The 24,574-nt window shown below is 71.5% G+C and carries 22 protein-coding genes and 1 pseudogene; 16 read left to right on the plus strand and 7 right to left on the minus strand.

Annotated features, from left to right (window positions below):
- The first annotated feature begins 143 nt into the window (after positions 1 to 143).
- From ACTWQA_RS39680 to ACTWQA_RS39695, 4 genes are read left to right on the plus strand one after another with little or no spacing between them, the layout of a single operon-like run.
- On the plus strand, positions 144 to 1,187 hold the full coding sequence (locus ACTWQA_RS39680; protein WP_443164076.1) for a fatty acid desaturase family protein: 1,044 nt from the start codon (positions 144 to 146) through the stop codon (positions 1,185 to 1,187).
- A 57-nt stretch (positions 1,188 to 1,244) separates the two neighbouring features.
- The gene (locus ACTWQA_RS39685; protein ID WP_305920527.1) at positions 1,245 to 1,727 is read left to right on the plus strand and encodes a cation:proton antiporter regulatory subunit; all 483 of its coding nucleotides are present in this window, start codon (positions 1,245 to 1,247) and stop codon (positions 1,725 to 1,727) included.
- Between the two features lie 9 nt (positions 1,728 to 1,736).
- Positions 1,737 to 2,897: a cation:proton antiporter gene (locus ACTWQA_RS39690; protein WP_443164077.1), complete on the plus strand. Its 1,161-nt coding sequence runs from the start codon at positions 1,737 to 1,739 to the stop codon at positions 2,895 to 2,897.
- Between the two features lie 17 nt (positions 2,898 to 2,914).
- The gene (locus tag ACTWQA_RS39695) at positions 2,915 to 3,526 is read left to right on the plus strand and encodes a pentapeptide repeat-containing protein (protein WP_443164078.1); all 612 of its coding nucleotides are present in this window, start codon (positions 2,915 to 2,917) and stop codon (positions 3,524 to 3,526) included.
- A 100-nt stretch (positions 3,527 to 3,626) separates the two neighbouring features.
- Here the strand turns inward: ACTWQA_RS39695 and ACTWQA_RS39700 are convergent, their stop codons facing one another.
- Positions 3,627 to 4,484 carry a helix-turn-helix domain-containing protein gene (locus ACTWQA_RS39700; RefSeq protein ID WP_443164079.1) on the minus strand — a complete coding sequence of 286 codons (858 nt, stop codon included), beginning with the start codon at positions 4,482 to 4,484 and terminating at the stop codon, positions 3,627 to 3,629.
- A gap of 101 nt (positions 4,485 to 4,585) precedes the next feature.
- Between ACTWQA_RS39700 and ACTWQA_RS39705 the strand changes: the two genes are divergently transcribed.
- Both ACTWQA_RS39705 and ACTWQA_RS39710 read left to right on the plus strand, forming a co-directional pair.
- Entirely contained in the window at positions 4,586 to 5,179 is a 594-nt protein-coding gene (locus ACTWQA_RS39705) for an NADPH-dependent FMN reductase (protein ID WP_327582397.1), read from the plus strand.
- Positions 5,180 to 5,202: 23 nt separating this feature from the next.
- Positions 5,203 to 6,189 (plus strand): aldo/keto reductase, encoded by a 987-nt coding sequence (locus ACTWQA_RS39710; protein WP_443164080.1) that lies wholly within the window; start codon positions 5,203 to 5,205, stop codon positions 6,187 to 6,189.
- 4 nt (positions 6,190 to 6,193) lie between these two features.
- On the opposite strand, the gene ACTWQA_RS39715 is transcribed toward ACTWQA_RS39710, so the two are convergent.
- Genes ACTWQA_RS39715 through ACTWQA_RS39730 form a run of 4 tightly spaced genes read right to left on the minus strand, consistent with a single transcriptional unit; the run spans position 6,194 to position 11,815 of the window.
- Positions 6,194 to 7,186, minus strand: coding sequence for a hypothetical protein (locus ACTWQA_RS39715; protein ID WP_443164081.1), 993 nt, complete (start codon positions 7,184 to 7,186; stop codon positions 6,194 to 6,196).
- The gene (locus tag ACTWQA_RS39720; RefSeq protein WP_443164082.1) at positions 7,176 to 8,303 is read right to left on the minus strand and encodes a copper resistance CopC family protein; all 1,128 of its coding nucleotides are present in this window, start codon (positions 8,301 to 8,303) and stop codon (positions 7,176 to 7,178) included. The genes ACTWQA_RS39715 and ACTWQA_RS39720 overlap by 11 nt, the downstream gene beginning before the upstream one ends.
- 57 nt (positions 8,304 to 8,360) lie before the next feature.
- Positions 8,361 to 9,536 (minus strand): acetate/propionate family kinase, encoded by a 1,176-nt coding sequence (locus tag ACTWQA_RS39725; RefSeq protein WP_443164094.1) that lies wholly within the window; start codon positions 9,534 to 9,536, stop codon positions 8,361 to 8,363.
- Positions 9,512 to 11,815, minus strand: a complete 2,304-nt coding sequence (locus ACTWQA_RS39730; RefSeq protein ID WP_443164083.1) for a phosphoketolase family protein — start codon at positions 11,813 to 11,815, stop codon at positions 9,512 to 9,514. Before ACTWQA_RS39730 ends, ACTWQA_RS39725 begins: the two co-directional genes overlap by 25 nt.
- A 128-nt stretch (positions 11,816 to 11,943) precedes the next feature.
- On the opposite strand from ACTWQA_RS39730, the gene ACTWQA_RS39735 reads away from it, so the two are divergent.
- From ACTWQA_RS39735 to ACTWQA_RS39765, 7 genes and pseudogenes are all read left to right on the plus strand, one after another.
- Complete coding sequence (locus ACTWQA_RS39735; protein ID WP_443164084.1) at positions 11,944 to 12,093, plus strand: hypothetical protein; 150 nt, start codon at positions 11,944 to 11,946, stop codon at positions 12,091 to 12,093.
- 15 nt (positions 12,094 to 12,108) lie between these two features.
- A pseudogene (locus ACTWQA_RS39740) lies at positions 12,109 to 12,492 on the plus strand (hypothetical protein); the annotation flags it as partial.
- 50 nt (positions 12,493 to 12,542) lie between these two features.
- Positions 12,543 to 12,743 carry a helix-turn-helix domain-containing protein gene (locus ACTWQA_RS39745; RefSeq protein WP_443164095.1) on the plus strand — a complete coding sequence of 67 codons (201 nt, stop codon included), beginning with the start codon at positions 12,543 to 12,545 and terminating at the stop codon, positions 12,741 to 12,743.
- Positions 12,724 to 13,824, plus strand: coding sequence for an RNA-guided endonuclease InsQ/TnpB family protein (locus ACTWQA_RS39750; RefSeq protein WP_443164085.1), 1,101 nt, complete (start codon positions 12,724 to 12,726; stop codon positions 13,822 to 13,824). Before ACTWQA_RS39745 ends, ACTWQA_RS39750 begins: the two co-directional genes overlap by 20 nt.
- Before the next feature lie 84 nt (positions 13,825 to 13,908).
- Positions 13,909 to 15,540, plus strand: coding sequence for a glucose-6-phosphate isomerase (gene pgi, locus ACTWQA_RS39755; protein WP_443164086.1), 1,632 nt, complete (start codon positions 13,909 to 13,911; stop codon positions 15,538 to 15,540).
- 64 nt (positions 15,541 to 15,604) lie between these two features.
- Positions 15,605 to 15,958, plus strand: a complete 354-nt coding sequence (locus tag ACTWQA_RS39760) for a spore germination protein GerW family protein (protein WP_443164087.1) — start codon at positions 15,605 to 15,607, stop codon at positions 15,956 to 15,958.
- A gap of 33 nt (positions 15,959 to 15,991) precedes the next feature.
- A complete protein-coding gene (locus ACTWQA_RS39765; RefSeq protein WP_443164088.1) occupies positions 15,992 to 16,630 on the plus strand; it encodes a LysE family translocator in 639 nt (212 codons plus the stop codon).
- A gap of 62 nt (positions 16,631 to 16,692) precedes the next feature.
- Here ACTWQA_RS39765 and ACTWQA_RS39770 read toward each other — a convergent pair whose 3' ends face one another.
- Positions 16,693 to 17,415, minus strand: a complete 723-nt coding sequence (locus ACTWQA_RS39770) for a VIT1/CCC1 transporter family protein (RefSeq protein WP_443164089.1) — start codon at positions 17,413 to 17,415, stop codon at positions 16,693 to 16,695.
- Between the two features lie 247 nt (positions 17,416 to 17,662).
- Positions 17,663 to 18,346, minus strand: a complete 684-nt coding sequence (locus ACTWQA_RS39775) for a hypothetical protein (RefSeq protein WP_443164090.1) — start codon at positions 18,344 to 18,346, stop codon at positions 17,663 to 17,665.
- A gap of 84 nt (positions 18,347 to 18,430) precedes the next feature.
- Here ACTWQA_RS39775 and ACTWQA_RS39780 point away from each other — a divergent pair, with 84 nt between their 5' ends.
- The 3 genes from ACTWQA_RS39780 to ACTWQA_RS39790 form a co-directional block, all read left to right on the plus strand.
- Positions 18,431 to 18,592 (plus strand): hypothetical protein, encoded by a 162-nt coding sequence (locus ACTWQA_RS39780; protein ID WP_443164091.1) that lies wholly within the window; start codon positions 18,431 to 18,433, stop codon positions 18,590 to 18,592.
- 49 nt (positions 18,593 to 18,641) lie between these two features.
- The gene (locus ACTWQA_RS39785; protein ID WP_443164092.1) at positions 18,642 to 20,867 is read left to right on the plus strand and encodes a hypothetical protein; all 2,226 of its coding nucleotides are present in this window, start codon (positions 18,642 to 18,644) and stop codon (positions 20,865 to 20,867) included.
- 62 nt (positions 20,868 to 20,929) lie between these two features.
- On the plus strand, positions 20,930 to 24,574 hold a 3,645-nt coding region (locus ACTWQA_RS39790), incomplete at its 3' end, for a phosphodiester glycosidase family protein (RefSeq protein WP_443164093.1).

Consider the following 24,574-nt stretch of genomic DNA (forward strand, 5'->3'; position numbering starts at 1 on the left):
CCGCAGACGCTGCCCGCGGCGTGCCGTCAGTGTGGTAGGGCCAGCACTACCACAGGGACGGGTGACCGCCGGGGTTCGCATAGACTCCAGCCCAGCGATGCTGATGGGTATTCGCATACGACTCACCAGCATCGGAGATCAATGTGACTGTAGTGGACACCTCCCGCGCCAGGCCATCGGGGGAGCGGGGGAGCGACTTCGCGAGGCTGGCGCGTCGCATCTCCGAGGCGAGGCTGCTGGACAAGCGTCCCGGCTACTACACGGCCAGGATCGGCCTCGTGGCGGGCCTGTTCGCCGGGGGCTGGGCGTTGTTCGCCGCAGTGGGGGACTCCTGGTGGCAGGTGCCGGTCGCGCTGCTGCTCGCCGTCGCGTTCGCCCAGGTGACGCTGCTGGCCCACGACCTGGCGCACGGGCAGATCTCCCGGTCGCGGCGCACGTCCAGGATGGCCGGGCTCCTGGTGGGCAATCTGGCCATCGGGCTCAGCTACGGCTGGTGGATGGACAAGCACACGCGGCACCACGCCAACCCCAACCACGAGGACCACGACCCTGACGTCTCGCCCGAAGTGCTGGTCTGGTCGGAGAACCAGGCTGCCGGCGCCAGCAGGCTTGCCAGGATCATCGGCCGCTGGCAGGCGTTCCTGTTCTTTCCCCTGATCACGCTGGAAGCGCTGAACCTGAAGGTCGCCAGCTTCCGCGCGCTGCGCCGCGAGTCGCTCAAGAACCGGAAGGTCGAAGGGCTGCTGCTGGTCGCGCACAACCTGGCCTACCTCGGCGCGGTCTTCCTGGTGCTCTCTCCCGGCAAGGCGCTGGTGTTCCTCGCCGTGCATATGGGGTGCTACGGCGTCTACCTGGGGTGCACATTCGCGCCCAACCACAAGGGGATGCCCGTGCTCACCGCCGAGGACGAGCTGGACTTCCTTCGCCGCCAGGTCCTGACCTCCAGGAACGTGCGCGGCGGCCGGCTGGTCACCACCGCGCTCGGCGGGCTGAACTACCAGATCGAGCACCACCTGTTCCCCAGCATGCCCACGGCGAACCTGCGCAAGGCCCGGCCGATCGTCCGCGACTACTGCCGGTCGATCGGCGTGGACTACGCCGAGTGCGGCCTGTTCGCGTCGTGGGGGCAGGCTATGCGCCACCTCCACGAGGTGGGCCGGCCGCTGCGCCGTGCGGAAAGTCGCTGATCGCTCTCTTGGTAGGGTTATCCGGAAACGGGCTGAAACGCGACACGGGTGGGTCAGGTGGAGGTTGAGCAGACAGCACTGCCGGGCATCGGGCTGCGTCATGACTTCACCACCCGGGCGGGCCGGCGCGTAGGCGTCGTGTCGCACCGCACCGGCCGCCGCGACCTGGTGATCTACGACGAGGACGATCCCGATCGCGCCTGTCAGACGGTCAAGCTGAACGACGAGGAAGCCGACGCCCTGGCCGAACTGCTCGGCGCGCCGCGCATCGTGCAGCGGCTCAACCAGCTGCACCAGCAGGTCGAGGGCCTGGTCAGCGTGCAGCTGCCGATCCCCGCAGGCTCCCCCTACGCCGGCCGCCCCATGGGAGAGGCCCGCGTGCGCACCCGCACCGGAGCCTCCATCGTCGCGGTCGTCCGCGGTGGCCGGGTGGTCGCCAGCCCGGGGCCCGATTTCATGTTCCAGGTCGGCGACGTCGTGGTCGTCGTGGGCAGCGAGGACAGCACCGCAGAGGTGGCCGGCATCCTGGCGCGAGGGTAGGGCCGCGGGTTGCACGAAACCGCGGTCATCTTCCTCGAGTTCGGTGCTGTCCTTCTCGGCCTGGGTGTGCTCGGCGCGCTGGCCCTGCGCATCGGCATCTCTCCCATCCCGCTCTATCTGATCGCCGGCCTGGCGTTCGGGACCGGCGGCGTGCTGCCGCTGGCGACCAGTGAGGAGTTCATCTCCGTCGGCGCCGAGCTCGGCGTGGTGTTGCTGCTGCTGACGCTGGGCCTGGAGTACAACGCCGACGAGCTGGTGACGAGCCTGACCGGCAACGCCCGCGCGGGCCTCGTCGACCTGGTACTCAATTCCGCGCCCGGCGCGATCTGCGCGCTGCTGCTGGGCTGGGGGCCGGTCGCGGCCGTGGCCATGGCGGGCGTCACCTACGCCACCTCCTCCGGCATCGCCGCCAAAGTGCTGTCCGATCTGGGATGGATCGGCAACAGGGAGACGCCGACGGTGCTGTCGCTGCTGGTGTTCGAGGACCTGACGATGGCGGTCTACCTGCCGGTGCTGACGACCATGCTGGCCGGGCTGAGCCTGGCGAGCGGGGCGATCTCGGTCGGCATCGCGCTGGCCACCGTGACCGTGGTGCTGGTCGTGGCGCTGCGGTTCGGGCGATTCATCGAGGCGTTCGTGTCCAGCCCGAACTCCGAGGTGCTGCTGCTCAAGGTGGTCGGGCTCGCCCTGCTGGTGGCCGGGCTGGCGCAACAGCTGCAGGTGTCGGCGGCGGTGGGCGCGTTCCTGGTGGGGATCGCGCTGTCCGGCGAGCTGGCCGAGGGCGCGCAGGCGCTGCTGGCGCCGCTGCGGGACCTGTTCGCGGCGGTGTTCTTCGTGTTCTTCGGCTTCCAGACCGATCCGGCGAAGATCCTGCCGGTGGCGGGCCTGGCCGCGCTGCTGGCGCTGGCGAGCATGGTGACGAAGCTCCTCACCGGCGTGTACGCGGCCCGCCGGGCCGGCATCGGCAAGGCCGGGCAGGCGCGGGCGGGCATCGCGCTCATCCCGCACGGCGAGTTCAACATCGTGATCGCCGGGCTGGCGGTCGGCGCGGGCGTGCACCCCGACCTGGGGGCGCTGGCGGCGGCGTACGTGCTCATCCTGGCGGCGTTCGGCCCGCTCGCCGCCAAGCTCGTGCAACCTTTCATCACGGCCATCGCCAAGCGGGCCTGATCCGTTAGTTTGTTCGCATGGCCAACAGGAGACCGGCGTTCCCCATCGAGAAGACGATCGGCGCCGCCGACTGGGACGATCCCCTGGAGCTCACCGGCGAGAGCTACCGGCGAATCCTGTTCCAGGACGTGGACCTGACCGAGCTGCTCGACCGAGGCTGTTCGTTCGAGGAGTGCACGTTCGGCAACGTGCGGTTCAACGTGTCGGAGCACGACGACGCGCAGTTCCTCAACTGCACGTTCATCGGCTGCTCCTTCTTCGACGCGACGTTCAGGGGGTGCAAGCTCACCGGGAGCGTGTTCGAGGGGTGCACGTACGGGCTGCTGAAGGTTGAGGGCGGCGACTGGTCGTACGTCGTCATGTCCGGCGCGGACCTGCGCGGCAGCTCTATCGACGGCGCCCGGCTGCGCGAGGCCGACCTGAGCGGGGTCCGGCTCGAGGGGGCCGAGCTGCGGCGGGCCGACCTGTCGGGTGCGTCGCTGCGCGGAGCCGACCTCACCAAGTGCGACCTGCGCGGCAGCGACCTCAGCACGCTGGACCTGGAGCAGGTCACGTTCAAGGACGCGATCATCGATCCGTTCCAGGCGACGGTCGTGGCCACGGCGCTGGGCCTCATCGTCCGCGAATAGCATCGCCCGAAGCCCGGGGCGCGCCGGTTGCGGCGGCGAGGCGGGCGGCGGGCGATCAGCGCGCTGAGGCAGCGCCGAGGCTGGGCCGAGGCTGGGCCGGTTACGCCGTGACGACGCGCAGGGCGCCCGGGTGGCGGCCGGTGAGGCGGTCGAGGGCGGCCGACGTGGCCGCGTCGGCCGGCAGGTAGACGAGCAGCCGCAGCTCGCCGCCGTCGAGGTCGAGCACCTCGCGGGCCAGGCGCAGCTGGCCGGCCTGCGGGTGCGCGAGCCGCTCCACGGCGGCTAGGCGCGGCGGCTCGGGCGGCCGCGACAGCCGCTCGGTGAAGGGCTCGCCCGCGGCGAACGACAGCTCGGAGACGAGCTCGGCGGCGTACTCGTCGCCCTGGCCGACCTCCAGGCGCAGGGCGGCGGCGTACTCGTCGGCCACCCGATCCCAGTCCGGGAAGGCGACCCTGGCGCGCACGTCGGCGAAAACGTACTTGATCATGTTGGGCGGGTCGCCGTCCAGCAGCCCGACAGGGCCGAAGAGCCGCTCGTGGCCGGTGGTGCGGGCCACCACCTCGCTCAGCCGGTTGACCACGGCGGCGGGCGCGGGCTCCAGCCGGTCGAGCACCGCGCGCACGGTGGCCCGCACCGTGCGGGCCGGCCCATGACCGGCCCCGGGGCACAGCCCGATGGCGCCGCTGGCGATCTTGTTGAGGGAGCGGAGGTGGATCCGCTCCTCCGGCGTCATGCGCAGGGCGTCGGCGAGCGCGGTGAGCACCTGCATGGACGGGTTGCGATCGCGGCCCTGCTCCAGCCTGGTCAGGTATTCGACGCTCAGCCCGGCCACCGTGGCCAGCTCCGACCTGCGCAGCCCAGGCGTGCGCCGCCGTGGCCCGTCCGGGAGCCCGACGTCGGCGGGCTTGAGTGCCTCACGGCGGGCCCGCAGGAACGCCCCCAGCTCGTTGTCACTCACGCCCCGAGTGTACGGCGGCCGCCCCGGCCCTATCGTGGCCCTGCCAGGGCCAGTCTCCGCCCGGCCTTCCTCGGCGGCGCGAACCGCAGCAGGTTGGACGCATGACGAACATGAAACTCGCGGTGATCACCGGCAGCGTTCGCGAAGGCCGTTTCGGCCCGACGATCACGAGGTGGTTCACCGAACACGCCCGACAGCACGGCCTGTTCGACATCGACGTCGTCGACCTGGCGGACACGCCGCTGCCGCTGGAACTGCCCGGCACAGCAGAGCGGCTCTACGACGTGGACGGCCGTCCCGAGGACCTCAGGCGGCTGGCCGCGCGGCTGGAACAGGCGGATGCGTACGTGGTGGTGACACCGGAGTACAACCACAGCTTCCCCGCCTCGCTCAAGCACCTCATCGACTGGCATCCCGTCCAGTGGCAGGCCAAGCCGGTCGCGCTGGTGTCCTACGGCGGCTACGGGGGCGGCGTGCGCGCGGCCGAGCACCTGCGGCAGGTCTTCTGCGAGATGCACGCCGTCACCATCCGCAACTGGATCAGTCTCGACCAGCACTGGACCCGGTTCGACGCCGAGGGGCGGCTGATGGATCCTGAGGGACCGGACGGCGCGGCCAAGGCCATGCTGGACCAGCTCGGCTGGTGGAGCAGGGTGCTGCGCGAGGCCCGCCTCGCCACGCCGTACCAGGCCTGACGTGCAGGGGAGGAGTTGACGTGATGCGTTACCGATTGCTCGGCCGTACCGGGCTGCGGGTCTCGGAGTTGTTCCTGGGCGCGATGACCTTCCGCTCGGCGTCGCCGGAGGTGCGGCGCATCGTCGACACGTACGCCGACGCGGGCGGCAACGTGATCGACACGGCGTCGATGTACGGCGACAGCGAGAGCGTCGTCGGCGAGCTGCTGCAGGGGCGGCGTGATCGTTTCGTGCTGGCCAGCAAGTACACCGGCACCCGTGACCGCACCGATCTCAACGCGGCAGGCAACCACCGCAAGAACCTGGTGCTGACGCTGGAGCAGAGCCTGCGGCGGCTGCGCACCGACTACATCGACCTCTACTGGGTGCACGTGTGGGACCGGCACACCCCGGTCGAAGAGACGATGCGGGCGCTGGACGACGTGGTGCGCTCCGGGAAAGTGCTCTATGTCGGCATATCGGATGCTCCGGCGTGGCTGGTCAGCCGGGCCAACACCGTCGCCGAGTTCCGGGGGTGGACGCCCTTCGCCGGGCTGCAGGTCCCGTACAGCCTGCTGCGGCGGGACGTGGAGCGGGAGCTGCTGCCGATGGCGGAGGCGTACGGGATGAGCGTGGCGGCGTGGGGGACGCTCGAGCGGGGCGTGCTGTCCGGCCGGTACAACGACCCCGGGGCGCCGGCCTCGCGGGTGTCGCCTGACTCGCTCGGTGACCGCGACCTGGCCGCGGCGCGGGCGGTGGTGGAGGTCGCCGGGGAACTGGGCGCCACGGCGTCGCAGGTGGCGCTGGCCTGGGTGCTGGGGCGGGGCGTGCATCCGATCGTGGGGGCCTCCAGCGCCGAGCAGCTCAAGGACAACCTGGGCGCGGCGGGGCTCGCGCTACCCGAGCAGGCGGTGCGGCGGCTGGAGTCGGCCGTGGAGTTCGAGCTGGGCTTCCCCCGTGACTTCATCGAGGCCTGCGACCGCAGCCCGGACCTGTACGGCGACGCCATCCACCGCCTCGACGGCCGCTGACCCTTCAGCAGAGGGAGGAGGCGGTTTCCCATAGGCCGGGGAGGGCGGACAGGACGCGGTCGCCCCGGCGGCGGCGGTCGGCGGCCGTCGCCGCGCCCAGGTCGCCCAGCAGTTCCATGAACCCGTCCTCATACCCCGGCTGTCCGGCCGCCGCCCGCTTGGCCAGGCACCGCGCGTACGTCGCCACCACCCAGAAGACGGCCTCCCGGTGCAGCCCGCGCCGGATGAGCTCCCGGCTCCCGTCGATGGCCGGCGGCCGGCCCGCCTCGCTGATGTCCGAGGCGAACCGGTAGGAGGGCGCATGCACGGCCACGGCCGCGTCGAACGCCCTCTCCAGCGCCACCAAGTGCCGCTGCACGCGCTCCGGGCTCAGCTCCGCGCATCCGAGCAGGTCCAGCAGCACCTCGTGGTAGTCGAGCCGCCCGTGCTCGGCCAGCAGGTTCCGCACGGCCGCGTACCGCTTGCGCACCGTTGGGTTCCGCAGACCCGCCACCAGCAGCACGTGCGTGGTCACCCCGGTGCCGAACAGCCACGAGGCAACCTGGTCGTGCAGCGGCGCGGAGGCGTCCATGCCGGTGATCCACGCGCGTACCCGGTCCATGGCGTTGCGGCATCTGGCCAGGATCCAGGGCCGGGCGGCGAAGTCGCGGGCAACGACCCGCTGCACTTCGGTGAGCTGCCCCGTGGGGTCCGCGAGCACGCACGGGAGGTGGAAGCTGCCGGCCAGGTGGTAGTCGCCGAGCACGTCGTGCGCGGACCCGAGCCCGGGAAGGCACGAGACCTCCAGCAGCACGCCTTCGTACCGGAACTTCCCGATCCGGGCGGTGGAAGGGTCGGTGAGCACCATGACATCCACGTCGGAGGTCGGAGGCAGCTCCTCGTCCCCGTCCGCCCACAGCGCGGAGCCGGTCAGGAACGCGCCGCCGAACCCGGGCAGGGCGACGCCCTCCTCCGCGACCCAGCGCCGCGCGAGGTGTCTGGCCTGGTCAATCCGCATTCGCGTCCTCCCGCTCGGGCCCGCGGCGCACGCCCCTGAGCCCGATGAACGCTCCCAGCGCGACGAGTGCCGCCAGTGCGGCCCAGATCCAGCCGGGGACGCCGGCCGACGAGGCGGCGGACGTGTCGGCAACGGCCGACGGCTCCACCACCTGGGCGGACGACGGAGAGGATGTGCTCTCGCCGGTCGGCGTGGGAGAGGGTGATCCCTTCACGCGGAAGGGGATCTCGCCCTCGATGGGGTGGCCGTCCGACGAGACGACCCGCCACGCGATCACGTACGCGCTGGCCGTGAGCGGGCCGTCGACGTCGGCGACCACCTTCGGCCCGGCGAGTCGTGGCTTGCCGAGCGGCACCTGCGCGCCCTTGGCGTCGCGCAGCACGACGAACGGGAACTTGACGCTCGCGGTGTACTCCAGCTCGATCTCCTCCAGCGAACTCGCGGAGACCTGCGTGTTCTTCGCGGGCGAACTGCTCTTGAGCGCGTCGTGGGCGAACGCCGGCGACGGGGTCGCGGTCAGGAAGGCGGCACAGGCCAGCACGACTGCGGCCGCCGTGCGGATGTGACGGGGCAGGGAATAGGTCATGGTCCTGCTGACCGCGCGGGACACGGTCCTGCCCGCGCGCATGGGGACCTTTGGAGTGCTCACCGGCCACCCCACCGGCACGGCGCACGCGGCCGGGACGGTGACGAGCGGGCGGATGAGCGGGAGCGGCGTGCCGTACAGGCGGATCATGAGCCACAGGGCGCGCTCGCCCCGATGCAGCCACCACGCCGTCAACGCCGCCACGGTGAGGTGGACCAGCATCATGCCGGGCGCCGGATGCCCGTGCCCGGCCTCCCCGCCCGCGACCGGGGCGAGCCGCTCGAACAGCTGGTGCAGCACCGTCTGCGCGCCCGTGGTCGCGGCGAGCACGGCGACCGGCCCGCGCTCGCGGCCGTCGATCAGGTACGTCGACGCGAGCACCGCCAGCACGCCGGCCAGATAGACCTCGAACGGCACCAGCCCGCCGCCCGCCAGCGCGTGACCGCCGGCCGACACGGCGCCGCAGACCGTCGCGAACACGACGGCCCTCGACAGCCGCAGCGCTGATGACGCGGAGGACACGATCCCCATCCTCCCACGGTGACGCGTCCTCACCCCGAACATCGCTGGGGGAGGGAGCACGGGCCGTCAGGGGGAGCCGGGGATGAGGGAGAGGGCCTGGCGGGCGATCTCCCATTCCTCGTCGGTCGGGATGACCAGCACGGGCACCTCCGCCCCCGCCGGCGAGACGGCCCGCTCGCCGCTCGCGCCGGCCTGGTTGAGCGCCGGGTCAACGGTGATGCCGAGCCGGTCGAGCCCGGTCAGGGACGCGGCGCGGGTGGCCGCGTCGTGCTCGCCCACCCCGCCGGTGAACACGATCGCGTCCACCCCGCCGAGCAGCGCGTAATAGGCCCCGACGTACTTGCGGATCCGCCGGGTGTAGATCTCCAGCGCGAGCCTGGCCGCCTCGTCGTCCCGGCCGCGTACCTCACGCATGTCGCCGGTCCCGGTCAGCGCGAGCAGGCCGCCGCGGCGGCTGAGCGCCTGCTCGATCTGCTGGGCGTCGAGCCTGTCCACCCGGGCGAGGTAGCCGGCGAGGGCCGGGTCGACGTCGCCCGAGCGGGTGCCCATGACCAGGCCCTCCAGCGGCGTCATGCCCATAGAGGTGTCGACGCTGCGACCGCCGGCGATCGCGGTGGCGCTCGCGCCGTTGCCCAGGTGCAGCACGATCAGGTCGAGGTCCGCCAGGTCACGGCCGAGGAACGCGGCGGCGCGGCGGGACACGTAGGCACAGGAGGTGCCGTGGAAGCCGAAGCGCCGCACCCCCCACTCGCGCGGCACGGCGTACGTGTACGCCTCCGGCGGCAGCGTGCGGTGGAACGCCGTATCGAACACGGCCACCTGCGGCACCCCGGGAAACGCCTTGCGCGCGACCCTGATCCCGGTGAGGTTGACCGGATTGTGCAGGGGCGCGAGCGGTGCCAGCTCCTCGATGGCGGCGATCACCGCGTCGTCGATCAGCACGGCCTCGGTGAAGCGGGTGCCGCCGTGCACGACGCGGTGCCCGACCGCGACAGGCACGAGGTCGGGTCCCGCCGCGGCGAACGCCTCCATCATCGCCTCCAGCCCCTCGCCGTGCCCGGGGAACGGCCGCTCGCGCACGTACGGCGGATCGTCGCCGGCCCGGTGTGTGAGCCGGCCCGGGCCGGCCTCGCCGATGCGTTCCACCAGCCCCCTGGCGGGCCGGTCCCGGGTGCGGACGTCGACCAGTTCGTACTTGATCGACGAGGAGCCGGTGTTCAGGACGAGGATGCGGCCGGCCATGTCCACGAGCTGATCTCCATGGGGTCCTCGCCGTACTCACGGGTGTGCGCGCGGGCGCGCAGCCGGGCGTCGCTCATCCGCTGCCGCAGGTGCGCCGCCTTGGAGCCGAGGCCGGGGACGCGGTCGATGACGTCCATGACCAGGTGGTACCGGTCGATGTCGTTGAGCATGGCCATGTCGAACGGCGTCGTCGTGGTGCCCTCCTCCTTGTAACCGCGCACGTGCAGGTTGCCGTGCCCATGCCGGCGGTAGGTGAGCTGGTGGATGAGCGACGGATAGCCGTGGAAGTTGAAGATGACCGGCTTGTCCGTCGTGAACAGCGTGTCGAACTCGGCGTCCGTCATGCCGTGCGGATGCTCCGACCGCGGCTGCAGCCGCATCAGGTCGACCACGTTGACCACCCGGACCCTCAGCTCGGGCAGGTGCTCGCGGATGAGCGCGGCGGCGGCCAGCGTCTCCATGGTCGGCACGTCGCCCGCGCAGGCCAGCACCACGTCCGGCTCCACGCCCTGGTCGGTGGAGGCCCACGGCAGGATGCCGAGGCCGCGCGTGTTGTGCGCGACGGCCTCCTCCATCGTGAACAGGTCCAGCACCTGCTGCTTGCCGGCCACGATCACGTTGACGTAGTCGCGGGAGCGCAGGCAGTGGTCGCCCACCGACAGCAGCGTGTTGGCGTCCGGCGGCAGATAGACCCGGACCACGGACGCCTTCTTGTTCACGACCACGTCAAGAAAGCCCGGGTCCTGGTGGCTGAAGCCGTTGTGGTCCTGCCGCCACACGTGCGACGACAGCAGGTACGTCAGCGACGCCACCGGCCGCCGCCACGAGATCTTCTGCGAGGATTCCAGCCACTTGGCGTGCTGGTTGAACATGGCGTCCACGATGTGGATGAACGCCTCGTAGCAGTTGAACAGCCCGTGCCTGCCGGTCAGCAGGTAGCCCTCCAGCCAGCCCTGGCACAGGTGCTCCGACAGCACCTCCATCACGCGGCCGCCCGCGCCCAAGTGCTCGTCGGTCGGCAGCAGCTCGGCGTCCCACGCCCGGTCCGTCGCCTCGAACACGGCCTGCAGCCGGTTGGATTCCGTCTCGTCGGGGCCCATCAGCCGGAACGTGCGCGGGTTGGCCGCGATCACGTCGCGCAGGAACTCTCCGAGCACGCGGGTCGGCTCGCTCGTCTGCGTGGCGGGCGACTTGACCTCGATCGCGTACCTGTGGAAGTCAGGCAGCCGCAGCGGCTCCAGCAGCTCGCCGCCGTTGGCGTGCGGGTTCGCGCTCATCCGGCGCGCGCCTCGCGGCACTGTGCCGAGGATGTCCTGGTTCGGCCGGCCGCCGCTGTCGAACAGCTCCTCGGGGCGGTACGAGCGCATCCACTCCTCGAGCATGGCCAGGTGCGTCGGATTCTCGCGGACCTTGGCCAGCGGCACCTGGTGCGCGCGCCACGTTCCCTCGACGGGTTTGCCGTCCACCTCGCGCGGCCCGGTCCAGCCCTTCGGCGTGCGCAGGATGATCATCGGCAGCCGGTCGTCGTCGCCGCGCTTGTAGGCGGCCATCTGGTCGAACGCGGCGTCCAGGGCGCCGGCCATCTCCTGGTGGTCGGGGCCGACCAGGTGGGGGCGGTGGCCGTACCCCTCCATGAGCTTGAGCAGGTCCTGCTCGGGGATGCGGGCGAGCACCGTCGGGTTGGCGATCTTGTAGCCGTTGAGGTGCAGGATCGGCAGCACGACGCCGTCGCGGCGGCGGTCCATGAACTTGTTGGAATGCCAGCTCGCGGCCAGCGGGCCGGTCTCGGCCTCGCCGTCCCCGATGACGCACGCCACCACCAGGTCCGGGTTGTCGAACGCGGCGCCGTAGGCGTGGGCGAGCGCGTACCCCAGCTCGCCGCCCTCGTGGATCGAGCCCGGCGTCTCCGGCGCGACGTGGCTCGGCACCCCGCCGGGGAAGGAGAACTGCCGGAACAACCGCCGCATCCCCTCGACATCCTGTGAGACGTCCGGATAACGCTCGGAGTACGACCCTTCCAGCCATGCGTGCGCCACGGCCGCGGGACCGCCGTGCCCGGGACCGCAGATGTAGATCATGTCCTGGTCCCGCTCCTTGATCACCCGGTTGAGATGGGCGAAGCAGAAGTTCAGCCCCGGCGTGGTGCCCCAGTGGCCGAGCAGGCGCGGCTTGACGTGCTCCGGACGCAGCGGCTCGGCGAGCATCGGATTGTCCAGCAGGTAGATCTGCCCGACGGACAGGTAGTTGGCCGCCCGCCAGTACGCGTCTATATGGTCCATGCCCCTGCTGCTTCCTCCACAGAACATGCTGAATCCCCCAAAACGCCTATAAGGCGCCGAATATGGATTTGTGGAGTTCGCGGTGATATTCGGGAAGCGATCGGAACTCCGACATCCATCGGCCATGGATGCGGCGCGGGCGGCCGCTGGTGGAACCCCTCGCCGGGGCCGAGATCTGGGACGAGAGCGTCATCCGGTGCCGCGGCGACCCGGGCCTGTTCGACGCCGGCATCGCCGTCCTGCGCGGCAACCTCGCGCCCGGCGGCGCCGTCATCTAGCTCGCCGCCGCCTCGCCCGAGCTGCTGCGGCACCGCGGCGGCCGGGCCGTCGTCTTCGACTGCGTCGAGGACGTCTATGCCCGCCTTGACTCGCCCGACCTGGACGTGGACGAGACGCCAGTGCTGGTGCTGCGCGGCTGCGGGCCCAAGGGCCACACCGGCATGCCGGAGGTCGGCAACTTGCCGGTGCCGGTCAAGCTGCTCGCCAAGGGAGTGCGCGACATGGTGCGCATCAGCGACGCCCGCATGAGCGGCACCGCGTACGGCATCTGGCAGGAGTCGCACGCGCGGCTCTGGGCGCCGACCACCGCCTCTCTGGCGTCTCACGGCTTCGCGGCGGCAGTAAGAAAGGCGTGTACTGCCTCACCCTTGACCAGGCGGGGCATGCATCGTGAGTAACCACGTGCTTACCGTATGGCTATTTCGTCTGCTGGCTCGCTGACGGGATGATGTGTTCGAGTCCTGGGGCCAGAGTGGCTGGTGGGGGAGGTGTTGCGCTGGTGTTGGCAGGTCGGAGGTACCGCTTGGAGTTCGATTTCGGTCAGCGGCTGTTCGCTGAGCGGTTGGGCGGGATCTGCCGCAGTGTGTGGAACACCGGTTTGGTGCAGCGTCGCGCCTATCGGCGCCGGGGTGCGTTTCATCGGCTATGAGGCGCAGTGCCGCCAGCTCGCCGAGGCGAAGAGCGACCCGGATTGTGCCTGGTTGTCGGAGGCTCCCGCGCAGGTCGTCCAGCAGACGCTGAAGGATCTGGATCTCGCCTGCCGCCAGCACGGCACATGGAAGGTGCGGTGGAAGAGCAAGGCAAGGTGGAGGCCGTCTTTTCGGTTCCCAACGGCCAAACACATCCCGGTCGAGCGGATCAGTCGTAAGTGGGGGCGGGTGTTCCTGCCGAAGTTCGGGTGGGTGAGGTTCCGCCTGTCCCGCTCCTTGGGAGGGAGCGTGAAGTCGGCGACCGTGGCCCGCGATGGCAAGCATTGGTTCATCAGCTTCCTCGTCGACGATGGCCTCGGCGAGGACGGCGTTTCGTCGACAGCGCCGCCGGTTGAGGGCGGCGACGGCCCGGGCGAGACGGGGTTCGTGTCGGCGGGTGAGGCCATCCGGTACTGGCGGCTGGAGCGCAAGCTGGCTCGGTCGAAGAAGGGCTCGAACCGGCGTCGGCGGGTGGTGCGGGCGATGGGCGATCTGATGCGGCGGGCGCGGTGGCGGCGCGCGGACTTCAATGCCCAGACCGCGCATCGGCTCACCCGCGACAACGCGATCGTCACGCTGGAGAAGCTGAACGTCCGGGCGATGACCGCGTCGGTCGCGCCGAAGCCCGATCCCGGAAAGCCGGGAGGGTACCTGCCCAACGGGCGCGCGGCGAAAGCCGGATTGAACAAGTCGATTCTGGATAAGGGGTGGTACGGGCTGGAGACCGCGTTGCGGTCCAAGGCCCGCTACACCGGGACCTCGATTCGGGTCGTGGATCCTGCGTACACGTCACAGACGTGCTCGAACCCGCTCTGCGGGACGGTGGACGCGAAGAGCCGCGAGAGTCAAGCGGACTTTCGATGCACCTCCTGCGGGCATGTCGAGCACGCTGATGTGAACGCGGCGAAGAACATCAAAGCCAGAGGATACGCGGCCGGGCTGGTCGTGTCAGGGCGTGGAGACCCTCCCGGGTCGGTGAAGCGTCAAGCACCCCGTACCATAGCTCGCGGCGTGGGTGACGCGCCGCGAGCTGCCGCGTAAGCGGCACGGGAATCCCTGGTCGTCAGTCCGGGGAGCAAGTCAAGGGACGATGGATCGGTCGGTTTGGCAACCCGAGGAGGAAGCGTGAACGGCGACATCACCCAGAGCCAGGAGTGGGCGGCTCTGTCCAAGCACCAGGAGGAGCTGGCGGGCACGACCCTGCGTGAGCTGTTCGCGGAGGACCCCGGCCGCGCCGAGCGCATGACGGTGACCGCCGGCGATCTCTACCTCGACTACGCCAAGCACCGTGCCACCCAGGAGACCGTGGACCTGCTCGTGGCCCTGGCCGAGCGGGCGGGGCTGCGTGACCGGATCACCGCCATGTTCTCCGGCGAGCACATCAACGTCAGCGAGGACCGCGCCGTGCTGCACGTCGCGCTGCGCGCCCCGCGGGAGGCCGAGCTGGTCGTGGACGGGCAGGACGTCGTGGCCGACGTGCACGCCGTGCTCGACAAGATGAGCGCCTTCGCCGACCGCGTCAGGTCCGAGGAGTGGAAGGGCGCCACCGGCAAGGCGATCGAGACCGTCGTCAACATCGGCATCGGCGGCTCCGACCTCGGCCCCGCGATGGCCTACGAGGCGCTGCGCGACTACGCCGACGCCGGCATCGCGGCCCGGTTCGTCTCCAACATCGACCCGGCCGACATCACCGGCAACCTTCGCGACCTCGATCCTGAGACGACGCTGTTCGTGGTCAGCTCCAAGACCTTCACCACGCTGGAGACCCTCACCAACGCCAGGGTCGCGCGCCGCTGGCTGGTCGAGGCCCTCGGCGGGGAGGCGGTGTCCAAGCATTTCGTGGCCGTCTCCACCAACGCCGAGAAGGTCGCCGAGTTCGGCATCGACACCGACAACATGTTCGGCTTCTGGGACTGGGTCGGCGGCCGCTACTCCTACGACGGCGCCATCGGGCTGTCGCTGATGATCGCCATCGGGCCCGAGCGTTTCCGTGAGATGCTCGCCGGCTTCCACACCATCGACGAGCACTTCCGCACCGCGCCGTTCCACGCCAACATGCCGGTGCTGATGGGCCTGCTCGGGGTCTGGTATGACGACTTCTTCGGCGCCGAGACCCGCGCCGTCCTGCCCTACAGCCAGCGGCTGCACCGCTTCCCCGCCTACCTGCAGCAGCTCACGATGGAGTCCAACGGCAAGTCCGTGCGCGCCGACGGCGCCCCGGTCACCACCAACACCGGCGAGATCTTCTGGGGCGAGCCGGGCACCAACGGCCAGCACGCCTTCTACCAGCTCCTCCACCAGGGCACTCGCCTCATCCCGGCCGACTTCATCGGCTTCGCCGAGCCGCATGACGACCGCGAGGGCATGCACGACCAGCTGACCGCCAACCTCCTCGCCCAGACGTCGGCGCTGGCGTTCGGCAAGACGGCCGAGGAGATCGCCGCCGAGGGCACCGCGACCGCCATCGTTCCCCACAAGGTGATGCCCGGCAACCGCCCCACCTCCACGATCCTCGCCCCGAAACTGACCCCCTCCACGCTCGGCCAGCTCGTGGCGCTCTACGAGCACATCGTGTTCGTCGAGGGCACCATCTGGGGCGTCGACTCCTTCGACCAGTGGGGGGTGGAGCTGGGCAAGAAGATGGCCCTCGACCTGGCCCCGGCCCTCACCTCGGAAGAGCCCCCCACGACCCTCCCGGACCCGTCCACGGAACGGCTGGTGCGCAAATACCGCGAGCTCCGCGGCCGTCGCGTCTGATCGCACAACGGACACACCCGCCACGCGGGTGGTGCATCGGCCGATCGGGGACGACGATGGGTCAATGGACATCATGGAACTGGTGGAGCGGTCGAAGGACGCCGCGACCGTCAAGCGAGTCTTCGGTGAGCCGATCCAGCACGGCGACGTCGTCGTCATCCCCGTCGCCAGGGTCGCCCACGGAGGCGGCGGCGGTCAGGGCGAGGGTAAGGGGGAGAAGGGCGAGGAGAGCGGGGGCAGCGGCGGCGGATTCGGCTTCGGGGCTACGCCGGCGGGCATGTTCGTGCTGAAGGACGGCGATGTCCTGTGGCGGCCCGCTGTGGACGTCAACCGCATCGTGCTGGGTGGCCAGGCCGTCGCGATCGTGTTACTGCTGACCCTGCGCGCCATCTTCAAGAGGCGGCGCCGTAAGCGCTGATGGTCAAGGCGTCTGGCTCATAGAGTGAACGTCGTGAGCTCTGTGACGCAGTTCGTGGCTTTCGGTGGTGTCGTGTTGCTCGGGGCCATGTCGCCCGGTCCGGACTTCGCGGTGGTCGTACGACGTTCCGCCGTCTCCGGGCGCGGCTACGGCATGGCCGCCGCGCTCGGAATCTCCGTGGGCGTCTTCGCCTGGGTGGTGGCCGCGGCCACCGGTGTGGCGGCGCTGCTGGCCGCCTCGGCGGCGGCGTTCACCGTGGTCAAGGTGGTCGGCGCGGCCTACCTGCTGTATCTCGGGGTCAAGGCGCTGCGCTCGGCCCTGCGCAGGGGCGGGGAGCCGGCGCTGGACGTGGCGGCCGATCCCGGGCGGCGCAGCCCGTGGGCGGCCTTCGCCGAGGGGCTGCTCACCAATGCGCTCAACCCCAAGGCGGCGCTGTTCTTCGTCGCCCTCGTGCCGCAGTTCGTCGGCGGCGGCGCCTCCCTGGCTGACACGCTCGTGCTCTCGCTGATCGCGCTGGCAGGGACGGTCCTGTGGTTCCTGGTGGTGGCCACCATCGTGGGTACGCTGCGCAAGGTGTTCGCCAGGCCCGCCGTGCGCCGGGCCGTGGACGGGTTGACCGGGGTCGCGCTCATCGGCCTTGGCGCCAAGCTCGCTGCCGCCGGCCGTCCGTAGGCCGGGTCCGCCGTCCCCGGGCGGCCGCGCTGTCAGCTTGCGACGCCAGCCTCCTGCAGGCGCTAGGACACCGTGACGCCGAGCAGGTGGCCCAGGCCGAAGGTCACCGTCGCGGCGCCCACGCCGAGCGCCAGTTGCCGCAGGCCGCCCAGCCACCACGGCCGCGCCGTCATCGCCGCCACCGCCGCGCCGAACCCGAACAACCCCAGCACGCTCAGCACCACGGCCAGCACCAGGCCGGACGCGCCGAACAGGAACGGCGCCAGGGGCACCAGCGCCCCGAGCGCGAACGCGCCGAACGACGAGGCGGCGGCCACGTACGGCGAGGGCAGATCGTCCGGGTCCACGCCCAGTTCCTCGCGAACATGCACCCGGAGCGCCTGCTCGGGATCGGCCGACAACCCCGCGGCGACCCGCCGCGCCAGGTCGGCGTCCAGGCCGCGGGCCCGGTAGAGCGCGGCCAGCTCCGCCTGCTCGCCCTCCGGGTTGCGGGCCAGCTCGCGCCGCTCCACGGCGATCTCCGCCCGCATCAGCTCGGTCTGGGACTTCACCGACGTGTACTCGCCGGCCGCCATGGAGAACGCCCCGGCGGCCAGCCCGGCGAACCCGGCCAGCACCGCGGCCCGCCCGGCGCCCGCCGCCCCCACCACGCCGGCGATCAGCGCGAAGTTCGACACGAGCCCGTCCATGGCGCCGAACACCGCCGGGCGCAGCCAGCCACCGGTGACGTCGCGGTGGTGGTGGTGCTGCTCAGGAGAGTACGGCCGGGTGAGCTCGATGGTCATGTAACTCCTCCGCTTTCGGGTGTCTTGTCGCAAATTTAGGCATACGCCGACAAGATCCGCAACGAAGGAGAGGCTTTCCTGAGCTGGGAAAAGGCCGTCTCGATGAGCGTTTCGTTACGCTACGTGCGCGGGCATGTGCGCACAAGCAGCCTGGGTTAGCACGTCCGCACGACGTCCACCGGGACGCATGTGCACACGAGAACCCCCGCGGGCGATGCCGCGGGGGAGATCGGTGTGCCGGTGCCGGTCAGGCGTGGGCCGGGGCTGGAGCGGGGGGGACCGTCTCCACCTCGGGGACCTCGGTCCCGGAGCCGCGGATCAAGGCGTCGCAGTCCACGATCGCCTCCTCCAGCAGCCGCCGCAGCAGCGCGTCCGGGTCCGGGATGCAGGCCTGGACGATGCCCACCACCGACAGTTGCACCGCGTTCGGCGCGGCGTACCTGCGGAACCCCTTCTGCGTGATCCGGGCCGCCCGGCTGAAGCGCCTGGCCTGCTCGGTCGCGTGCGGTACCTCCTCCATCGCCCGGCGGCTCTCGGCGCTCAGCCGCCCGGGCGGGGCGCCGTCGAGCCTGGCCAGCATCTCCTCCGCCGCGAGCACCGAGACGGCCAGCGCGAGCTGGCGCTCGGCCGCGGCCACCGGCAGCGCCGTCGTCGCGCAGCGCAGCGCGATCCGCGCGTCCACACGCAGGTCGTCGCTGGCCAGCCCGATGATCGACGGCACGAGTCCGACCAGCTTGGCGCGGCTGTCGTCGCTGACGTTGTCGTTGACCAGACGGGCGAGTGCGGCCAGCAACGGATGCGTGCAGGCCGGATGGTCGCTCCACCGCTCGCCGGCCAGGTAGGAGGCCAGCTCCATGAAACAGGCACCGCGTTTCGGGTTGCGATGTCTGCCGCGGGACAGGACCGGCAGGTGATCAAGGTGATTGTCCACGGATGCTCCACTGCTCCACGCGATCGCCGTCTATCCAGTCTGCGCCGTCGTGCGCGACAACGCCAGAGACGGACCGTCTTCGTCATGAACGTTCCCTCCGCCTGCCCCGGATCGGTGTCCAGAAACGTCTCCTGGCCGGGCGACGCTCGCTGTGCCCGGCATCGCGGTGACCGCGTCGTCCTGCTCACCTCGGCCGCGCTCATCGCCATCTCGGCCGCGCACAAGCTGAAGATAACCTCACTGTGATGGAGAAATTACTTTACGTCACAAGGCGGCGCGCGGGATCCTGATCGACGTGGACGGATTCCTCGATGAGACCTGCGACGGGGTGACCGAGCTGCGCGTGCACGGCGTCGCCGGCACCCCGCCGGAGGGCACGCTCAACCACCCTCACCCCCGGCGGGTCGCGGGCGACGGCGTCACCGGATTCCACCGCCGCTGGTGGCCGGGCGGGCGGCCGTCGGGCGACGACGCGGACGTGCCGGAACAGCGCCGCCGCGAGGCGTACGCGTGGGGTGGCCTCACCTCCGGCGGCTGGAGTGTGGCGCTGTGGCTGCCTCTGCTGCCGTTCTCGCTGGCGAACCTGTCCTACTTCATGCTGCCCAGACCGGCGCGCGGCGCCCGGCTGCGGCACGTCACGGAGGCGGCCCAGCGGCTGTTCGCGCTGCTGCTCACCGGCACGCTCGTCGGCGCCGTCACCCGGGCCGCGGTCGACCTCGTCGGCTGGCAGTGCACGGCCGCGGGAGGGGCCTGCACCCGCGACGCGGCTCCCGGTTGGCTGAGCTGGCTGGGCGCGCTGTGGGGGAGCGAGCCGTCCAAGCGGCTGGCGGTCACCGCCCTGGCACCCCTGCTGGTCGTCGTGGTGCTGTGGTGGCCGGCCCGGCGCACCTGGAAGCGTGACGAACGGACCGCCATCCCGCCCGGCGGCGTGCTGCGGGCCGGCGTGCCTCGGGCCAGCGTGTCGCGGGCCGGCGTGCCATGGGCCGGTCTGCCGCTGGCGCGGCCGCGGCTGTGGCACGGCGGCGCGCCGGTGTGGCGGCTGCGGGTCGTGCACGTCGCCTTCGCGTTCGCCTCGATCGGGCTGGCCGTGTCCGCGCCGTTCGCGGGCACCCCGCGAGGGCTGGCGCTGACCGTGGCCAACGCCGCCGTCCAGGCCGCGGCCGTGGTGCTGGTACTGCTGCCGTGGATCGCCAGACGGCTGGATCCGGGGGAGGGGGTTCCGCGGTGGCTCACGTACGCGTGCCGTGGACTGAGGGTGGCCGCGCCGCTGGTCCTGGCCGCCACGATCGTGCTGGCGCTGGCCGGTCTGGGCGCCGGCGCGCCCGGGCGGCGGCTGCCCGATGCCGAGATTGGAGCGCTCCATGTGGCCCTGATGGCCGGGGCCGGGGGATTCATCCTGCTCGCCACCTGGGTGCTCGCCCGGATGGACCGCCCGGCCGTGCCGCCGGCGCTGGGCGGCCTGGCCGGCTGGTTCACGCTGATGATCGCCGCGGGCGCCGCGCACGTCCTGGGGCTCGGCCTGCTGTTCTGGACCGCCACCTCCCTCGGCGGGCCGGACCGCGGGATCGTCCTCGGCGGCCCCGTCTGGTGGACGGCGGCCCTGGTGCCCCTCCTGCTGCTAGGAGTGCTCGCCGTCGCGCTCGCCCTCCGGCTGATCCACAAGGCCGAGACGGCCCGGCTGGCGCCGCGGCTGGCGCATCACTACGGCCAGCGCCACGGCGGCGCGGTCGCGGGCACGTGGGCGCTGGCCGCGCTCACCGACCGCGCCGGGCTGGTGCTGGCCGTGCTCACCGGCGCCGGCGTGGCCGGGCTCGCCGCGGTCACCGTGATCCACCGATTCCACCTGTTCGCCCCGGCCGGCGGGGTCGCCGGGCTGCCGGCCGCGACGGGGAGCTGGGCCATGGCCGCGGTTGTGGCCGGCCTGGTGCTGCTCGGCCGCCGTACCTACACCGACCTCCGCCTGCGCAGGACGATCGGCATCCTCTGGGACGTGTGCACGTTCTGGCCCCGCGCCGTCCATCCCCTCGCCCCGCCCTGCTACACCGAGCGCGTCATCCCCGAGCTGATCGCCCGTGTCGGCAGGCTGGCCAGGACCGACCGGGACCAGGTGATCCTGTCCGGGCACAGCCAGGGCAGCGTCATCGCCGCCGCCCTCGTGCTGCAGCTCGAGCCCGAGCTGCGGCGGCGCATCGGCCTGCTCACCCACGGATCGCCGCTGCGCCGCCTGTACACCGCCTTCTTCCCGGCCTACTTCGGCGCGCCGGCGCTCGCCGCGGTACGCGACGCGGTGCCCTGGCACAACCTCTACCGGCTGAGCGACCCCATCGGCGGGCCCGTGTTCCGGCGGGTGGACCCGCTCGGCGAAGGGCCCGGCGGCGGCGACGGCGTCGACCGGTTCTGCTGGGACCCGCCGCGGCCCCGGCCGGGACAGCCGCTGCCCGAGGCGCGCGGGCACGGCGACTACTGGCTCGACCCGCTCTACGGCGAGGCGCTCGACCGGCTGACCAGGGTCAAGCGCTGAAATTATCTTTTAGTTCACCCCGAAGTCTTGAAAGTTATATCCACGAACGATTGAGTTCGGTCGTGCAGACCCTCCGATTGCTGGCCGCCACCGCGCTGCTGTTAGGCCCTCTGGCCGTGACCGTGGCGCCCGCGCAGGCCGACCCCGTACCCCCCGCAGAGGACGCGCTCGAGGCGTCGTCCTATCCACCGCCGTCCACGTTGCTGGCCCGGGCCGCGGCCGGGCAGCCGCGGCTGGAGACGGCCAAGAGGACCCGGCCGGTCGCGCCGGGGATCTCGCTGACCTCGTTCGACACCTATGACGCGCTCGGCTGGCTGCGTGCGGACGCGATCACCGCCGACCTCGGCGGCGCGACGGCCGACTACGTGTTCTCCGGCGAGGTGTCCAAGACCGAGCCGCTGTCCGGGCCCGCCAAACGCTCCCGCGCCGTCGCGGCCGTCAACGGCGACTTCTTCGACATCAACAACTCGGGCGCCGCCCAGGGCATCGGCGTGCAGAACGGCAACCTCATCCAGTCGCCCGTCGCCGGCCACGACAACGCGGTCGCGGTCACCGGGGACGGCGTCGGCCGGGTGCTGAAGATGTACTTCGAGGGCACCGCCACGCCGGCCGGCGGATCGCCGATCAAGCTCACCCAGTTCAACCAGATCGTGCAGGGCGGCGGCGTAGGGCTGTTCACGTCCCTGTGGGGCTCCTACACTCGGGCCCGCGCCGTCGCGGGCGCGGCGTCCGTCGCCGAGGTCGCCCTCGTCAACGGGGTCGTCTCGGAGATACGCACCTCCGCGGGCTCAGGGCCGATCCCGGCCGGGACCACGATCCTGCTGGGCCGCGACGCGGGGGCGACGGGTCTGTCCGCGTTGAAGGTCGGCGACCGAGTTGACGTGAAATATCAGCCGAAGTCGTCCGATAGCAGCACGGTCAAGGCGGCCGTCGGCGGCAACTGGGTGCTGGTCAAGGACGGCGTCGCGCAGAATTCCACCGATCAGGCCGCGCACCCCCGTACCGCCGTCGGGTTCTCCGCCGACGGCAGGAAGATGTACCTGCTGACCGTGGACGGCCGCCAGGCCGACAGCCGCGGCGTCACGCTCAACGAGCTGGCCGCGCTGATGGTCGACCTCGGCGCCGCGAACGCGCTCAACCTCGACGGCGGCGGCTCCTCCACCATGCTGGCCCGCGAGCCCGGCTCCGCCGACGTGCAGGTCGAGAACAGCCCGTCCGACGGCGGCGAGCGCCACGTCCCCAACGGCCTGGCCCTCTACACGCCTCAGGGCAGCGGCAAGCTCAAGGGCTTCTGGCTGGAGACCGCGAACGACCCCGCCAGGGCGCCCGGCGCCGCCCCCGTCGCCGGCGGCCGTCCCGACCGGGTCTTCCCCGGCCTCACCAGGCGGCTGACCGCCGCCGGCTACGACGAGACGTACGGGCCCGCCGCCGGGACCCCGTCATGGCGTGCCAACCCGGCCGTCCACGGCGTGGTCCGAGACGGTAGATTTCACGCTTTGGTGCCCGGCCAGACCACCGTCACCGCCTCGCGCGGCGGCGCCCAGGGCACCATCGACCTGACCGTGCTCCAGCCGCTGCAGCGGCTCGGCACGACCGCCGACCGGCTCGGCATGCCCGGCCAGGACCGCACCGCCACGTTCGGCGTGGTCGGCTACGACCGCAACGGCAACTCCGCGCCCATCGAGCCGGCCGACCTCACGCTCGACTACGACAAGAACCTGTTCGAGGTCACCGCGGCCGAGCACGGCTCCTTCACCGTCAAGGCGAAGCAGGCCACCGGGTCCGGGCTCATCACCGCGCGCGTCGGCAAGCTCAGCACCGCCGTGCCGGTGACCGTCGGCTTCGAGGACAAGCCGGTCGCCGACTTCGAGGACGCCGCCACGTGGACGTTCGCCGCGGCCCGAGCCACCGGCTCGCTGTCGGCGGCGCCCGGGCAGAGCGGGGGCGGGCTCAAGCTGTCGTACGACTTCACCACCTCGACCGCCACCCGGGCCGCGTACGCCAGCCCGCCGCAGCAGATCGTGGTGGACGGGCAGCCGCAGGCGTTCGGGCTGTGGATCCACTCCACCGGCAAGGGGGAGTGGCCCAGCCTAGAGTTCTACGACGCGCTCGGGCAGTCGCAGATCCTGCGCGGGCCGTACATGACGTGGACCGGGTGGAGGTTCGTCGAGTTCGCCGTGCCCGCGGGCGTCAACTACCCGCTCAAGCTGCGGCGCTTCTACGTGGCCGAGACCAAGGCCGACGCCAAGTACACCAACGAGATCCTCATCGACGGGCTGGTCGCCAAGGTGCCGCCGGCGGTCTCCGCGCCCGCGGCGGCCAAGGTCGCCGACCCCGTGGTCAAGCCGTCGGTGGCGGAGATGCCGTGGCGGTTCGCGGTCATGTCGGACGCGCAGTTCGTGGCCAGAGCCCCCGACAGCGACATCGTCAAGAACGCCCGCAGGACGCTGCGTGAGATCAAGGCGGCCGAGCCGGACTTCCTGCTCGTCAACGGTGACCTGGTGGACGAGGCGTCGCCCGAGGACTTCGCGCTGGCGAAGCGGATCCTCGATGAGGAGCTGGGCGGTGCGCTGAAATATCACTACATTCCCGGCAACCATGAGGTGATGGGCGGCAAGATCGACAACTTCAAGGCCGTCTTCGGGGACACGTACCGGACCTTCGACCACAAGGGCACCCGCTTCATCACCCTGGACACCTCCCGGCTGAACCTCAGGGGCGGCGGCTACGACCAGGTCGCCATGCTCAGGTCCGAGCTGGACAAGGCCGCGAAGGATGCCTCGATCGGGTCCGTCGCGGTGCTGTTCCACGTGCCGCCGCGGGACCCGACGCCCGGCAAGGGCAGCCAGCTCGGCGACCGCAAGGAGGCCGCGCTGGTGGAGGGCTGGCTGGCCGCCTTCCAGCGGGACACCGGCAAGGGGGCCGCCTTCATCGGGGCGCACGTGGGGACGTTCCACGCGGCGCGGGTGGACGCGGTGCCGTACTTCATCAACGGCAACTCCGGCAAGAACCCCGCCACCTCACCCGGCGACGGCGGCTTCACCGGCTGGTCGCTGTGGGGCGTGGACCCGGTGACGCGGACCGAGGCCGAGCACGTCAAACGCAACTGGTTCGTCGACGCGCCGGCCTGGATCGGCACGCAGGTCCGGCCGCACGTGGACGACCTCGTGCTCACCGCGCCCGCCACGGTCGCCATCGGCATGCCCGGGTCGGTGACGGCGGCGGTCAAACAGGGGTCGCGGACGGTTCCCGCCGTCCACCCGGTCTCGGCCGCCTGGTCCGGCTCGCCGAACCTGCACGTCGGCGCCCGGCAGACGGCCAAGCCGTGGCACGTCGCCGTCCTCGACCCGGCTACGGGCACGCTGACGGCGTTGCGCGAGGGGCAGGTGACGGTCGCCGTCACGGTCAGCGGCGTGATCCGCCAGGCGACCGTGGCCCTCACGGCCAAGGCCGCCGCCCCACGGCCGAGCCACGGCGGAGCGCTCGTCCCGCAGCAAACGAGCGCTGCACGCGCCACGCTGCACGCGCCACGCTGCGCCGCCACGCTGCGCCGCCACGCTGCGCCGCCACGCTGCGCCGCGACGCTGCGCCGCGACGCTGCACGCGCGACGCTGCACGCGCGACGCTGCACGCGCGACGCTGCACGCGCGACGCTGCACGCGCGACGCTGCACGCGCGACGCTGCACGCGCGACGCTGCACGCGCGA

Origin of the sequence: Nonomuraea sp. 10N515B (genome assembly GCF_052245915.1) — a bacterium.
Lineage (GTDB): Bacteria > Actinomycetota > Actinomycetes > Streptosporangiales > Streptosporangiaceae > Nonomuraea.